The following is a 15307-nucleotide window of genomic DNA, read 5'->3' as shown; positions in this document are numbered from 1 at the left end:
TGGTCCCACCTGACCCCATGCCGAACTCAGAAGTGAAACGCCGTAGCGCCGATGGTAGTGTGGGGTCTCCCCATGTGAGAGTAGGGAACTGCCAGACATCAAACAAGTAGAAAGGCCATCCGAAAGGATGGCCTTTTTGCGTTATCGCTCCAGCCAAACCAATTCCCTCATTCGATATTCCTGCTGTCGCCATTAATACCTTACGGACGTATTAAAGCGTTTTACCCTACTGAAACTGAAGTTGTGGAATGCATTATGCTGGCTCGCAGCAGCGTTAAATCAATTAAATGTTATGTACAGGTATGGGGTATAGCGGGGAGTAAGGTAGCGTATTGAATTTAATTAATATCTGATGCTATTCGTGATGAGGAATATACGTTCCTTATATCAGGGAAAAATAAAAGCGCGGCGATGGCCGCGCTTTTAGAAGCCTTATTTAGTCAGGGCGACAATACCGAGTGTCAGGCCAGCGATTGCCGCGGCGCCACCAGCAATCGCACCTGCTGTTTCCCAGTTATCCTGGGTAGTGCCCTTCATACAGGTATTGGTGTGAACCAGTCGCCCCTGATCGTCGTATACCGGTACACATGGAGAGTCGTGCGCGCAACCAGCAAGCAGCGCAGCGAGAAGTGCAACGGAAAGGAATCTTTTCATGATGTTACCTCAATATGATCGCTTATTCGCTAAAGAGCCGATACAGCAATTAACGAACTGATGATTATTTTACCACCGCACTAATACCATGCAGCACGGGGAATAATCTCAATTTGTGTGGATTGTAAAAATTATGAAGAAAAAAGCGCGGGCACTGATTATTAATGGAGGAAATGTGAAGAGGGGAAGTGTTTTTACATTGTTTTCAGGAAATAAAAAAGGCACCAGAGGTGCCTTTATGGTTTTCATTAATCCTTGTGCTTTGTAAACCGTCTCCGGACAACCACAAAGAAAACAGGAACAAAGAAAATGGCCAACAGGGTGGCTGACAGCATCCCGCCCATCACGCCCGTCCCGACCGCATTTTGTGCCCCACTACCAGCACCGCTGCTGATGACCAGAGGCATAACACCAAGGATGAATGCCAGGGAAGTCATCAGGATAGGACGCAGACGCATACGCGAGGCTTCAAGCGTGGCTTCGATAATCCCTTTGCCTTCTTTATCCATGAGATCCTTGGCGAACTCAACGATCAGTATGGCGTTCTTGGCTGATAAACCAATTGTCGTAAGCAGACCAACCTGGAAGTAAACGTCATTGTTCAGCCCTCGCATTGATGCAGCCAGAAGCGCGCCGATCACCCCCAGCGGCACAACCAGCATGACCGAGAAGGGAATTGACCAACTTTCATAGAGGGCCGCCAGACACAGGAACACCACAATCAGTGAGATGGCGTACAGCGCCGGAGCCTGATTCCCGGAAAGTCGTTCCTGATAAGACATCCCCGTCCAGTCGTAGCCGATGCCGGAAGGCAGTTTTGACGCAAGGCTTTCCATCAACGCCATTGCCTCACCGGTACTTTTGCCAGGGGCAGACTCACCGAGGATCTCCATTGATGGCATCCCATTGTAACGTTCCAGACGCGGTGAACCGTACACCCAGTGAGAGCTGCTAAAGGCAGAGAAAGGCACCATTTCGCCGTTAGCGCTACGCACATACAGGCCGTTAATGTCTCCGGGTAGCATACGGAAGCGAGCATCAGCCTGGACATAAACTTTTTTCACCCGTCCGTGATCGATAAAGTCGTTCACATAGGTGCCACCCAGCGCTGTTGAAATCGTCTGATTGACGTCAGACACGCTCACACCCAGCGCCTGTGCCTTCTCCTGATCGACGTCCAGCTTGAACTGTGGCGTATCTTCCAGTCCATTAGGACGCACGCGAACCAGTAAGTCAGGATGTTCTCTCACCATGCCCAGCAGCTGGTTACGCGCCTGGGTTAACTGCGTATGCCCCAGGTTTGCCTGGTCAATCAGTTCAAAGTCAAAGCCTGTTGCGGTACCCAGTTCAATAATGGCAGGCAGGTTAAACGGAAATACAAGACCGTCTTTGATCTGGCTGAACGCTTTCGTCGCGCGGCTGACAATCGCCTCAACGCCGTTTTCCTTGCCCGGACGTTCTTCCCATGGCTTCAGGCTGACGAAAGCGATACCGGAGTTCTGCCCCTGTCCGCTAAAGCTAAAACCGTTTACGGTAAAGACCGATTCAACGTTCGCTTTCTCTTTCGTCAGGTAATAATCCTGAACCTGATCGAGTACCTGCTGAGTACGCATTTGCGTCGCCCCTGCCGGCAACTGAACCATCGTCATAAACACCCCCTGATCCTCTTCCGGCAGGAAGGAGGAAGGCAGGCGCAGGAACAGAACTGCCATGCCGCCGACGATGATGACGTAAACCAGCAGATAGCGGCCGGTCTTACGTAAAATGCCGCTTACGCTGTTGCTGTAGTGCTCCACACTCTTATCAAAGAGCGCGTTAAACCAGCCGAAGAAACCACCTTTCTTTTCATGATGTTCGCTGGAAACCGGTTTGAGCAGCGTGGCACAAAGAGCAGGCGTTAATATCAACGCCACCAGTACCGACAAGGCCATCGCGGAGACAATGGTCAGCGAGAACTGACGATAGATAGCCCCGGTTGAACCACCAAAGAATGCCATCGGAATAAATACCGCCGAAAGCACCATGGCAATGCCCACCAGAGCGCCCTGGATTTGCTCCATCGACTTCTGCGTCGCCTCTTTTGGCGGCAGCTTGTCCTCAACCATGACGCGTTCTACGTTCTCGACCACCACGATGGCGTCATCGACGAGCAGACCTATCGCCAATACCATCCCGAACATCGTCAGGGTGTTAATGGAGAACCCGAACGCAGCCAGTACCGCAAAGGTGCCCAGTAACACCACGGGCACGGCGATCGTCGGAATAAGCGTTGCCCGCAGGTTTTGCAGGAACAAGTACATCACCAGGAACACGAGAACAATCGCTTCAAACAGTGTCTTCACCACCTCATGGATTGAGATCTTCACGAAAGGTGTGGTGTCGTACGGATACACGACTTTCAGGCCCTGAGGGAAGAAGGGCTGCAACTGCGCCAGTTTACTCTTGATGGCGGCAGCGGTATCCAGCGCGTTTGCGCCAGTCGCCAGCTTGATCCCCAGCCCCGTTGCTGCCTGGCCATTGATTTTGGTGACCATGTTGTAGTTTTCGCCACCCAGCTCAATGCGGGCCACATCTTTCAGGTGGACCATTGAACCGTCCTGGTTCACCTTCAGCGTCACACGACCAAACTCCTCCGGCGATTTCAGACGCGTTTGAGCAATAATTGAGGCGTTCAGTTGCTGCCCAGGTACGGACGGTGTTCCGCCCAACTGGCCCGCAGCAATCTGGTCGTTCTGCGTTTTTAGCTGGTTAATGATATCCAGCGGCGTGAGCTGATATTTGTTCATCGCGTTGCTGTCCAGCCAGATGCGCATTGCATACTGGGCACCGAACAGCTGCACGTCACCGACGCCGGAAGTACGGCTGATCGCATCTTTTACATTAGAAGCGACATAGTCGGAGATATCATCCTGCGTGAGGTTTTTATTGTCCGACACAAAGCCTGCAACCAGCAGGAAGCTGCTGCTGGATTTCTCCACGCCGATCCCCTGCTGCTGCACTTCTTGTGGCAGCAGCGGCATGGCGAGCTGGAGTTTGTTCTGAACCTGCACCTGCGCAATATCAGGATCTGTACCCGACTCGAACGTCAGCGTAATGGTGACGTTACCAGCGGAATCACTGGTGGACGACATGTACATCAAATTATCGATACCGTTCATGTTCTGTTCGATAACCTGAGTGACGGTGTCCTGTACCGTCTGGGCATCAGCGCCCGGGTAGGTTGCTGTCACCGCAACCGCCGGCGGCGCAATGGTCGGATATTGCGCGACCGGTAGTTTTAAAATGGCCAGCCCGCCCGCAATCATCAGAATGATGGCGAGTACCCAGGCGAAAACAGGCCGTTGAATAAAGAAATTAGCCATGTCGTTATTCCTTAACTGGCTGGAGTCGCTGCGGTATCAGGAATAGCCACGACGGTGACGCCAGGGCGAACTTTTTGCAGGCCGCTGATAATGACGCGGTCGCCGTTTTTGAGGCCTTCCGTGATCAGCCAGCGATCGCCAATCGCCTGCGGTGCAACGACAGTGCGTGATTCCACCTGGTTTTTCTCATTTACCACAAGCACGGTGGCATCTCCGCGTGGTGTACGGGTTACCCCCTGCTGAGGAACCAGAATGGCATCAGGTTGCGTACCTTCATCGATGCGCGCACGGACAAACATACCCGGTAACAGCATATGCTGTGGGTTAGGGAAGAGGGCGCGAAGGGTGATTGAGCCGGTACTTTCATCTACCGTGACATCAGAGAACTGGAGCGTCCCTTTCAGCGGATAAGGCTGGCCATTTTCCATCAGCAACTCGACGCTGCTGGTGTCTCCCTTTTGCAGGCTCGTCTGCTGCTTCAGGCGCATAAAATCGCTGCTGGATTGCGTCACATCGACATAAATGGGATCGAGTTGCTGAACCGTCGCCAGTGCAGTTGCCTGGCCATTAGTGACTAACGCCCCTTCGGTGACGCTGGATTTACCTATACGCCCGTTGATTGGGGATGTGACTTTCGTATAGGCCAGGTTGATCCGCGCGCTTTCAACGCCAGCCTTCGCGGCAACCACGCTCGCATCCGCCTGCTGGGCAGTTGCCACCGCCTGATCGTACTCCTGCTTGCTCACATATTGCGTACCAACCAGCGGAACGTAACGTTTCACCGTCAGATGGGCGATATTCGCCGCCGCCTGTGCTTTTACCAGTTCACCTTTCGCATTGTCGTAGGCTGCCTGATAGGTGGCCGGATCGATTTGATAAAGGGATTCACCCGCTTTAACGTCGCTGCCTTCGGTAAAATTACGGTGCAGAATGATACCACTTACCTGAGGACGAACCTCCGCAACACGATACGCGTCAGTTCTGCCGGGCAATTCTGTCGTTACGGCCAGTGGCGCGCTTTTAACAATATGAACACTGACCTGAGGAGCTTGCGCATGCTGCTGTGGGTTTTCTTGCCCATCGCACCCGGTGAGCAGCGCGGCACAGACAATGAAACCGGATAAGGGTAAGCATCTGAAGTGATTCGTCATTACTGTTCCTTAAACTACCCTTGAGCCGATATATGCCATGAATCGGTGAAAGGGTGTGAGGCAAAAAATAGAAATGTAGCCGCGTATAATAATGAGGGTGTTTAATGTTTTTTAATTTATAAGTGCTGATGGAGCTTTTAAAAGTAAAAATCGGAATCTGACACAGTGCATTCGGCATTCTTTTTCTGTCAGGATAATCAACGAAATGTTTTCGGTGAATGCTATTCATATATTTTATGAATTTTATGTATTCGATTTATTCACGTGAATTATAAATTAAATGAATTGACTTTTTTTGTGCAAAATTAACACGGGTTTTGGTTAATACTTTGACTACACGACCACGGCAATATCCTTTGATAACGTATCAATCTTATGAGTAATGAGTAGCAGGTTATGGCGCGCAAAAAGAAAGAAGAGGCTCAAAAGACCCGCCAGCAGCTGATTGAAGCCGCTATCGGGCTATTCGCGACGCGTGGCGTGTCCAGCACCACGCTTACCGACATCGCCGATGCTGCTCAACTCACTCGCGGGGCGGTTTACTGGCATTTCTCGAGTAAAGCGGAAATATTTAATGCAATATGGGATCAGCAATTGCCGATGCGTGAGATGATTCGTGACAGGTTAATACTTTCCGAAAATGACGACCCTTTGTTAATGCTTCGTGAACAATTTATTGTCGCACTGCAATATATTGCGAGCGAGCCGCGGCAATATGCGCTTTTACAAATTTTGTATCATAAGTGTGAATTTCATGACGATGTGATTTCAGAATGTGAAATACGCAAGCGGATCGGTTTAAACGATGATTATCTTCGCAAGACGCTAAAGCGATGCATTGCTCGTAACGTTATCTCTTCGCAAACCAATATTGAACTGGCGCTGATTGTTTTCCACGCCTTTTTTAGCGGTGTCATTAAAAACTGGTTAATGGATAGCAACAATTTTAATCTGTACAAACAAGCACCGGCGCTGGTGGATAATATTCTGGCGACACTAAATATCACCCGAGTGGCGCCAGTGGTTTACGATACAGCCTCATGACCGCGTCCGGGGTGGCGACATCTCCCCGTGCTGGCACTGTTCCATAATAGCTTGCGCGGTAATCGGTTTGCCCAGCAGGTAACCCTGTAGCGTATTGCATCCCAGTTCTGTCAGAAAGGTTTGCTGCGCTGCGGTTTCGACCCCTTCCGCCACGACCTTCAGATTCAGCGTTTTTGCCAGGGCGACAATCGCCGAGACAATCGTCGCATCTTCGCTCTCACCACTTAACTCTTTCACAAAAGCACGATCGATTTTCAACTCGCAGGCGGGGAGTCGCTTAAGATACAGAAGGCTTGAGTAACCGGTGCCAAAATCGTCTATCGAGGCTTTTACTCCCGCATCCGTCAGCGCTGTCAGGACACGAACGCTTTCGTCCGGATTGTTCATTGCCGTGGTTTCGGTCACCTCCAGGATCAACATGCCGGGTGGTACGCTATGGCGCGTCAGACAATCGAGAACTGTTTTAACCAGCGACGGCTGTTCGAACTGCAATGTAGAAAGATTCACCGCCATTGACCAGTCCGTGTGGCCCTGAAGATGCCATTCATGCAGCTGGCGGCAGGCCTCGTCGATTACCCAGTTTCCAATCGGAATAATCAGCCCCGTTTTCTCTGCCAGCGGTAGAAACAGGTCAGGGGAGAGTAACCCCTGTTTGGGATGCTGCCAGCGTAACAGCGCTTCGAACCCGAGGACTGGCCCGGCAGGAGCGTGGAATTTAGGTTGATAAAGCAGGCGTAACTCATTACGGTCGATGGCCTGCCACAGATCATTCATCAGCTGTAGATGCGTCTGCGCCAGCGTATTCATTGACGGCTGGAAGAAGTGATAGCCGTTACGACCCATATGTTTCGTGTGGTACATCGCAGCATCAGCGTTAAACATCAGTTCACGATCGGTTTTGCCATCGTGTGGATAGAGCGCAATGCCAATGCTCAGGGTGACCATCAGTTCATAAGGATCGAGATGGAACGGGCTATCAATGACGCGCACCAGTGAATTTGCCAGTGAGGCAGCATCATCCGGAGTGGCGGTTTCGGCCAGCAGGACGAATTCATCCCCACCGATACGCGCCAGCGTATACTGACCTTTCAACTGCAACAGCAAACGCTGAGTCACCGCAACCAGAAGCTTGTCACCGACATCATGACCATAGGCATCGTTGACGGTTTTAAAGCCATCAAGATCCATAAACATCAGCGCGAAAGGGCTTCCTTCGCGATCGGCCTTGCTGATGGCCTGATCGAGGCGATCCTCAAGCAGAATACGATTGGGTAATCGCGTCAGCGTATCATGTAACGCCAGCTGTGCGAGTTCACGATTAGCTTCTGCCAGTGATGAGGCCAGCAGCGAGGTACGAGCCTGAAGGCGGGCATCGAACATCGACACCAGCAGCGTAATCCCCAGAATAGCGAGCGCGACCACGCTAACCAGTATCGCCAGCCAGCTCCCGTTAATGCCATGATGGTGGACCATCGTCGACATTGGAAATTGTGCTGCTTCCATGCCGGCGTAATGCATGCCAGCGATAGCGATGCCCATGGTGATCGCCGCCCCCAGCCGCATCAACGCCATTCGTGCGGCTTCCTGACGTAAACGGAACGTCAGCCAAAGAGCGGCCAGTGAAGCGGCAAGGGCAATGACCACGGAGATAGCCACCCACGTTTTATCCCAGACAATACCCGGTGTGACCTCCAGGGCTGCCATACCAGTGTAGTGCATGGCAACAATGCCCGTTCCCATCACGACGGCGCCAGGCAGCAGCCGGCGCAAACGTAGCTGCTCGCCGCTAACGAGCCACAGGGCAAACATTGACGAGCTGATGGCGATAACCATCGAAAGCACGGTCAGGACCGCGTTGTAACTCATGCTCATGGAAAGATCCATCGCCAGCATACCGATGAAATGCATCGCCCACACGCCAATCCCCATCGAAACACCGCCACCTGCCAGCCAGACGCGTGCAGCGATGCCCTGGCTTCCGGCAACGCGCGCAGCCATATTCAGCGCGGTATAGGCGGCAAGAATGGCAACAACAAAGGAGATGACTACGAGGATTTGGTTGTATTGGCTAACCAGCATGGTCTGTTCACTCGTTGTGAGACGTTAAGCAAGAGCGGTTGGAAAGGGCACAGACATTATCATCGTCAGGAAATGACGAAAAGTGATTTAAATCCCTGTTTTTATTGAGTGATAACAGGGGGGGGGACAGGATGGAAGCGGTTAGTCCAGCTCTGAGCAGTTGACCAGTTTAAGCGGGTTCACGGAATTCATATTGCGACATTTATCGGTTTCGGTGCTCATCAGTTCAATCCACTGCATCAGCAGCGCATCAAAAATGAAAACAGAGACAGCAAAAACGACCAGCCACCAGTATTTACGAATCATGTGTCATTCCGTGAAAAGAGAGCCTGTAAGTTGCTGGAAATATACACGAAAAGCGGGCGTTGAAAAGTGGGGAAAGAGAAGGTTTACAAAGCATTGACGGTTGCCCGTCCGGACGATAAAAAAGGCGCTTCCCCATGCCGAAGAGCGCCTTTTTAAACAAGCAGTTAGCTAATCGAAATTAGTTCATGCCGTATTTTTTCAGTTTCTTACGCAGGGTACCACGGTTGATGCCCATCATCAGGGCAGCGCGGGTTTGATTACCACGGGTGTATTGCATCACCATGTCCAACAGTGGCTGTTCAACTTCAGCCAGTACCAGCTCATACAGGTCATTAACATCCTGACCGTTCAGTTGAGCAAAATAGTTCTTCAGTGCCTGTTTAACCGAGTCACGCAGGGGCTTTTGAGTCACCTGATCCTGAGAGTTAACGGTAGAAACGGTCAGTACGTCAGAATTTACGCGTTGTTCGAACATAGTTCTGTCAGCTCTTTATTTCATTACGCAAGATTTTCGAAGTATGCCTCCAACGCCTCCAGCTGTTCGCTGGCATCCTCAATGGCGTTGAATGTGCGCCGAAACTGGTCATTTGGAGCGTGCTCCTGGAGATACCAGGAGACGTGTTTACGCGCAATTCGGTACCCTTTTGCCTGGCCGTAGTGGTCATGCAGTTCCCGAACATGCGAACAAAGCAAGCGCTTAACCTCTGCCAGAGGCAGTGGGGCAAGCAGCTCCCCAGTGTCCAGATAATGCTGGATTTCCCGAAAGATCCAGGGTCTTCCCTGAGCGGCACGTCCTATCATCAGAGCATCAGCTCCCGTATAGTCGAGCACAGCTCTGGCTTTAAGCGGGTCAGTAATGTCGCCATTCGCGATAACCGGAATGGAAACTTTCTGCTTAACTGCCCGAATGCTGTCGTATTCAGCTTCACCGTTGAACAAACAGGCGCGAGTGCGTCCATGAATGGTCAGGGCCTGAATGCCACAGTCTTCGGCCAGTTGGGCAATCTCTACGCAGTTACGGTGTTCCGGCGACCAACCCGTGCGAATCTTCAACGTAACAGGAACGTCCACTGCGCTGACAACCGCCGTCAGGATTGACTTCACCTGGTCGGGGTATTGCAGAAGGGCTGAACCTGCAAGCTTGCGATTCACCTTTTTGGCCGGGCAACCCATATTGATATCAATAATCTGGGCGCCACTTTCCACGTTAATACGCGCGGCATCTGCCATCTCTTCAGGCACGCTTCCGGCAATTTGCACGGTGCGGATACCTGGTTCATCAATGTGCACCATCCGTAGGCGGGACTTATCGCTTTCCCAAACCTGCGGGTTAGACGACATCATCTCGGAAACGGTCAGGCCTGCTCCCATCTCGTAACACAGCGTCCTGAACGGCCGGTCGGTAATACCTGCCATTGGGGCTGCGATCAGGCGATTTCTGAGCTGGTGGTGTCCGATGCGCATGAGTTAAGAAATGACCATACTGTGACTGCAAGGCGGCGTATATTACGCATTTTTTGCACGAGATGAAAGGCCAAACTTTGAACAATCCTCTGTTGTAGATCAAGGAATCGCCAGTCATTCTTTTTGGATAAGATTATTCGCTATTTAAATCATTGTGTTATGAATAAATGAACATTTTGTGGGCGCTTACAATTTCCCGTAACTTCTCATCATTTCTGAATAAATGAATCAATTGTCCGGGATAATCTGCTGCTATAAGCAGCAGATTATGGCGCTTCTTTGCGATCTGCGTCGCATTTCAGCACAGGATATCAGCGTAAAAAAATCGACTTATTCAACAACCAGACGGCCATGAAGCGGTTGAACCGGGCGGCTGTTTTCATGGTGCATGGTGTGAGTGAATTTTTGCAGCTGTTCAGCAGAGACGGTCAGCGGGTGCTTGAGCACCAGCCATGTCACCCCTTCTGAACACGGTGGCGTGGTCAGAGAGCCGCTAAAACGCCAGTAGGTTTTATCCGTGGGCAGTAATTTATTCATATCGAGGGTTGGCTTAATCGTGACGTTCTGGTCAACCTGTCCGGGCATCACGCCCCAGAGTTTATCCAGTTCAGTGTTTGCCGCGCCCTGATCGAACATAACGGCAACGACCGTCAGTTCGCCGTCAGCGTTTTTATGGACCAGATGCATTTCCATTGCGTATTTTTTACCGTGCACCGTGTTTTCGGATGGCGCATGGAAATGGAACTGCTGTAACGTCCAGCGCTGTTTATCAAGCGTGATGCTGTCGCGTGTATCGGCATTTTCACTTGCCTGGATAGTATGGCCGTTGTTTGTCAGAATGACCGGGCCGTCGATATAGTGCGTTTCCAGCGGAGAGATGTGGGCTTTGACCGTGTTATCTATGTTGACCGGCGACTGATACATTCCGCTTTTACACGTCTTGTACGCCTCGTCCAGTTCGCCCCAGTGTTCCGGTGCGCCTTCTCCCTGATAACTCCAGTGTGATGCGTAAGCCGTAGCCGAAATTATGCTCAGCGCCAGCAGCGCTGCCTTGCCTGAAATGTGTTTCATCATATTCTTCCTGTGAATTTTATTATCCAAATCAATGATTAACATTATGATTTGTGCGGTTATTTTATCGAAGAAAGGAAGAAGGCGGGAGAAAAAACCGAAGGGAAAAGGCGTGGTCAGACGACCACGCCAAACGCTTATTTTTTACGGCCGGTGATGCGACACCACTCTTCTTTCTCGACCACCGGGTCGAGCGCGAAGAGATCGGCGTAGGCTTCACAGACGCTGTCTGCCTGGCTGGCAAGGATACCGGACAGGCCCAGCAGACCGCCTTCAACCGGCAGCACGCTGATTAACGGCGCCAGCTCGCGTAACGGGCCAGCCAGGATATTCGCGACCACAACATCGGCTTTCATCGCCTCTGGCTGTGCATCGGGCAGATACAGTTCAAGGCGATCGGAAACGCCATTACGCTCGGCGTTATCACGGCTGGCCTGAATCGCCTGCGGATCGATGTCGATCCCGATGGCTTTTGCCGCGCCCAGTTTCAGCGCCGCGATAGCAAGGATCCCGGATCCGCAACCGAAGTCGATCACGGTTTTGCCTTCCAGATCCAGGCCATCCAGCCATTGCAGGCACAGGGAGGTTGTCGGGTGGGTGCCGGTGCCGAACGCCAGACCCGGATCCAGCATCACGTTGACGGCGTTTTTATCGGGAACTTCACGCCAGCTTGGGCAGATCCACAGACGCTGACCAAACTGCATCGGATGGAAGTTGTCCATCCACTCGCGTTCCCAGTCTTTGTCTTCCAGCTGTTCAATTTTATGCGCGAAACCCACGCCCAGCAGCGAATGGTTTTCCAGAATCGCCACGACCTCTTTCATGTCGGTTTCTGCATCGAACAGGCCGATAACGTCCGTATCACCCCACAGGCGCGTTTCGCCTGGCAGCGGCTCAAAGACCGGCGTGTCATGCGTGTCCTGGAAGGTGATAGAGACCGAACCGGCCTCCATCAGCGCATCACTCAGTTCTTCGGCGTTCGCGCCGGTTGTGTTCAGTTTTAATTGGATCCACGGCATGGCAAAACTCTTTATTTGTCAGTAGAAATCAGGACAGTTTGTGGCACCGGTCGACCAAAACGGTTTCCCACCACAAACGCCAGTAAACTTACCAGTAACGAAGGCACGATCGGATGGAAGCCCAGATACTGAATTTTAAACGTGGCGAGAACAGCATACAGGACGCCCCCGACAATCATGCCGCTTAATGCACCCGCGGCATTCGCGCGTTCCCAGTAGAGCCCCAGCACCAGCGGCCACAGGAAAACGGCCTCCAGCCCACCAAAGGCGAGCAGGTTCAACCAGATGATCATCTCCGGTGGACGCCACGCGGCCAGCAGCAGCAACGCCCCCAGCACCAGGGTAATCACCGCCGACATGCGCTTAAGGCGTCGCTCATTTTCGACCTGTTCAGGGCGCAAATTCAGATAGAGATCTTTAATGATCGTAGCGGAACTTTGCAGCAACTGAGCGTTGATGGTCGACATAATGGCCGCCATGGGTGCGGCGAGGAAAATCCCGGCGGCAAACGGCGGAAGCACTTTCACCATCAGGGTTGGAATGACCAGATCCGGTACGGTAAGGTCAGGGATCACCGCGCGTCCCAGCGCACCCGCCAGGTGCATACCGAACATCAGGATCGCCACCACAATTGTCCCGATAATGATCCCGCGGTGCACCGCTTTGCTGTCTTTATATGAGATGCAGCGCACGGCGGTATGCGGCAGGCCAATCACGCCAAAGCACACCAGTACCCAGAACGAGGTCATAAAGGCTGGAGAGAGGATGTCATCCGCCCCCTGCGGCGAGACCAGTTTCGGATCGATCGCTTCCAGGGTTTCAACCGCATGGCTCAGGCCCCCTGCGGCATGCACGATACCCACCAGCAGAACGAGGGTGCCAATGAGCATCACCATCCCCTGCATCGTGTCGTTGAGTACGCTGGCGCGGAACCCGCCAAACGCGGTATACAGCGCGATACTCACACCGAAAATGACCAGGCCCGTCTCATAGGGGATCCCGGCTGCTGTCTCCAGCAGTCGCGCCCCGCCGATAAACTGCACCGTCATTGCGCCAATAAACGCCACCAGCAGACTCAGGCTTGCCAGCCATACCAGCAAGCGACTCTGATAGCGGGCAAACAGCATATCGTTCAGCGTTACGGCATTGTAGCGACGGGCCAGAATGGCAAACTTTTTACCCAGTATGCCCAGAGAGAGCCAGATGGCAGGCAGCTGGATCATGGCCAGCAGTACCCAGCCCAGCCCGTACTTATAAGCGGCGCCGGGGCCACCGATAAACGAGCTGGCGCTGATGTACGTGGCGGTCAGCGTCATGGCCAGCACGACGCCACCCATTGAGCGGCTCCCGAGGAAATACTCGTTCAGAAAGGTGCCGGTCGAACGTTTACGCATCGCATAAACCGACAGGCCAAACACCAGGAACAGGTAAGCGATAAGGGGCAGAATGACTTCAAGCTGCATCATCGTCCTCCAGTGAAATATCGCGATAGATGAATTTCACCATCGCCCAGCACAGCAGGATAAACACCAGCGGCAGCAGCAGGCAGGCCATTTCAAACCAGTGCGGGAGGCCGGTAATGCCAATCGCCGAATCAGGTAAGTAAGCAGTTACTAACCATGCAGCGAGATAGAGAAGGGTCAGCCACAGCGCCCAGCGCGCTTCTTTATGGGCCTGAACAAAACGTTTGTCCATTTTTTGTCCCTTGTGGATGAAGAAAGCGGGGATTGTACATGATGGGGCTTAGCGATCCCCAGAAATAAAAAAGGCCGGATAATCCGGCCTTTTAGCAACACAGGTCTCTTACTTCTCGTTCAGACCGAGTTTTTTCTCCAGGTAGTGGATGTTAGTGCCACCATTCTGGAAGTGCTCGTCGCTCATAATGCGCATCTGGAGATCAACGTTGGTTTTGATCCCGTCGATGATCAGCTCCTGAAGGGCGTTCTTCATGCGGGCAATGGCCACGTCACGGTTTTCGCCGTAGCAGATCAGCTTACCGATCATTGAGTCATAGTACGGCGGTACGGTGTAACCGGCGTAGATATGGGACTCCCAGCGCACACCAAAGCCACCCGGCGCGTGGAAACGCGTGATTTTACCCGGGCTTGGCAGGAAGGTGTTCGGGTCTTCGGCGTTGATACGGCACTCTACCGCATGGCCTTTAACCACAACTTCTTCCTGTTTGATGGACAGCGGCTGACCGGCAGCGATACGCAGCTGTTCTTTGATCAGGTCAACGCCGGTGATCATTTCAGTAACCGGGTGTTCAACCTGAATACGGGTGTTCATCTCAATGAAGTAGAACTCGCCGTTTTCGAACAGGAACTCAAAGGTACCTGCACCGCGATAGCCGATATCGACACACGCTTTAGCGCAACGCTCGCCGATGTAGCGACGCAGTTCAGGCGTAATGCCCGGCGCTGGCGCTTCTTCGACCACTTTCTGGTGACGACGCTGCATGGAGCAGTCACGTTCTGCCAGATAGATTGCGTTACCCTGACCGTCAGCCAGCACCTGAATTTCGATGTGGCGTGGGTTTTCCAGGTATTTTTCCATGTACACCATGTCATTGCTGAAAGCCGCTTTCGCTTCCGCTTTGGTCATGGAGATGGACTGCGCCAGTTCAGCATCACTGCGTACAACGCGCATACCGCGACCGCCGCCGCCGCCGGACGCTTTGATGATCACCGGATAGCCAATGCGTTTAGCATGGGCGCGGTTAGCATCCATATCGTCGGTCAGCGGGCCGTCAGAGCCCGGTACGGTTGGCACGCCGGCTTTTTTCATCGCGGTGATGGCAGACACTTTGTCACCCATCAGGCGAATGGTGTCGGCTTTCGGGCCAATGAAGATAAAGCCAGAGCGTTCAACCTGCTCAGCAAAGTTGGCGTTTTCAGAGAGGAAACCATAACCCGGGTGAATCGCGACCGCGCCAGTGATTTCGGCGGCGCTGATGATCGCCGGGATGTTCAGATAGCTTTTTACGGACGGAGCCGGACCGATACAGACCGTCTCATCCGCCAGCAATACGTGTTTTAAATCGCGATCCGCGCTTGAGTGCACGGCCACGGTCTTGATGCCCAGCTCTTTACAGGCACGAAGAATACGCAGTGCAATCTCGCCACGGTTGGCGATAACAATTTTATCCAGCATGTTC

The 15307-nt window shown here is 52.6% G+C and carries 13 protein-coding genes and 1 rRNA gene; 2 read left to right on the top strand and 12 right to left on the bottom strand.

What is annotated here, in order from left to right; genetic code table 11:
- A 5S ribosomal RNA gene (gene rrf / locus SK50_RS22375) occupies positions 1-97 on the top strand; the annotation flags it as partial.
- 335 nt (positions 98-432) lie between these two features.
- Here rrf and SK50_RS22370 read toward each other — a convergent pair.
- The 3 genes from SK50_RS22370 to SK50_RS22360 all read right to left on the bottom strand — a co-directional run bounded on the left by SK50_RS22370 (position 433) and on the right by SK50_RS22360 (position 5167).
- Entirely contained in the window at positions 433-654 is a 222-nt protein-coding gene (locus SK50_RS22370) for a lipoprotein (protein WP_003860364.1), read from the bottom strand.
- Between the two features lie 248 nt (positions 655-902).
- Complete coding sequence (locus SK50_RS22365) at positions 903-4016, bottom strand: efflux RND transporter permease subunit (protein WP_017693888.1); 3114 nt, start codon at positions 4014-4016, stop codon at positions 903-905.
- 11 nt (positions 4017-4027) lie between these two features.
- Complete coding sequence (locus SK50_RS22360; RefSeq protein WP_015572026.1) at positions 4028-5167, bottom strand: efflux RND transporter periplasmic adaptor subunit; 1140 nt, start codon at positions 5165-5167, stop codon at positions 4028-4030.
- Positions 5168-5563: 396 nt separating this feature from the next.
- Here SK50_RS22360 and envR point away from each other — a divergent pair, with 396 nt between their 5' ends.
- Positions 5564-6211 carry an acrEF/envCD operon transcriptional regulator gene (gene envR / locus SK50_RS22355; protein ID WP_015572025.1) on the top strand — a complete coding sequence of 216 codons (648 nt, stop codon included), beginning with the start codon at positions 5564-5566 and terminating at the stop codon, positions 6209-6211.
- On the opposite strand, the gene SK50_RS22350 is transcribed toward envR, so the two are convergent.
- From SK50_RS22350 to accC, 9 genes are all read right to left on the bottom strand, one after another.
- On the bottom strand, positions 6206-8290 hold the full coding sequence (locus tag SK50_RS22350) for a putative bifunctional diguanylate cyclase/phosphodiesterase (protein ID WP_017693890.1): 2085 nt from the start codon (positions 8288-8290) through the stop codon (positions 6206-6208). The two genes, envR and SK50_RS22350, sit on opposite strands and share 6 nt — an antisense overlap.
- 141 nt (positions 8291-8431) lie before the next feature.
- Entirely contained in the window at positions 8432-8596 is a 165-nt protein-coding gene (locus SK50_RS22345) for a DUF2556 family protein (RefSeq protein WP_003860373.1), read from the bottom strand.
- A 178-nt stretch (positions 8597-8774) separates the two neighbouring features.
- A complete protein-coding gene (fis, locus tag SK50_RS22340; RefSeq protein WP_000462905.1) occupies positions 8775-9071 on the bottom strand; it encodes a DNA-binding transcriptional regulator Fis in 297 nt (98 codons plus the stop codon).
- Positions 9072-9094: 23 nt separating this feature from the next.
- Positions 9095-10060, bottom strand: coding sequence for a tRNA dihydrouridine synthase DusB (dusB, locus tag SK50_RS22335; protein ID WP_015572023.1), 966 nt, complete (start codon positions 10058-10060; stop codon positions 9095-9097).
- Positions 10061-10390: 330 nt separating this feature from the next.
- Positions 10391-11131: a carbonic anhydrase gene (locus SK50_RS22330; protein WP_017693891.1), complete on the bottom strand. Its 741-nt coding sequence runs from the start codon at positions 11129-11131 to the stop codon at positions 10391-10393.
- A 137-nt stretch (positions 11132-11268) separates the two neighbouring features.
- Positions 11269-12150: a 50S ribosomal protein L11 methyltransferase gene (prmA, locus tag SK50_RS22325; protein WP_045344052.1), complete on the bottom strand. Its 882-nt coding sequence runs from the start codon at positions 12148-12150 to the stop codon at positions 11269-11271.
- Between the two features lie 11 nt (positions 12151-12161).
- Positions 12162-13613 (bottom strand): sodium/pantothenate symporter, encoded by a 1452-nt coding sequence (gene panF, locus SK50_RS22320; protein ID WP_017693892.1) that lies wholly within the window; start codon positions 13611-13613, stop codon positions 12162-12164.
- Positions 13603-13845 (bottom strand): YhdT family protein, encoded by a 243-nt coding sequence (locus SK50_RS22315; protein WP_003860385.1) that lies wholly within the window; start codon positions 13843-13845, stop codon positions 13603-13605. The genes panF and SK50_RS22315 overlap by 11 nt, the downstream gene beginning before the upstream one ends.
- 108 nt (positions 13846-13953) lie before the next feature.
- Positions 13954-15303, bottom strand: coding sequence for an acetyl-CoA carboxylase biotin carboxylase subunit (gene accC / locus SK50_RS22310; RefSeq protein ID WP_003860388.1), 1350 nt, complete (start codon positions 15301-15303; stop codon positions 13954-13956).
- Positions 15304-15307: the final 4 nt, after the last annotated feature.

Origin of the sequence: Enterobacter sp. BWH64 (assembly GCF_001037645.1) — a bacterium.
Lineage (GTDB): Bacteria > Pseudomonadota > Gammaproteobacteria > Enterobacterales > Enterobacteriaceae > Enterobacter > Enterobacter hormaechei_C.
The sequence above is the reverse complement of the archived record's forward strand: the minus strand, read 5'-3'. Positions and strand labels throughout refer to the sequence as shown.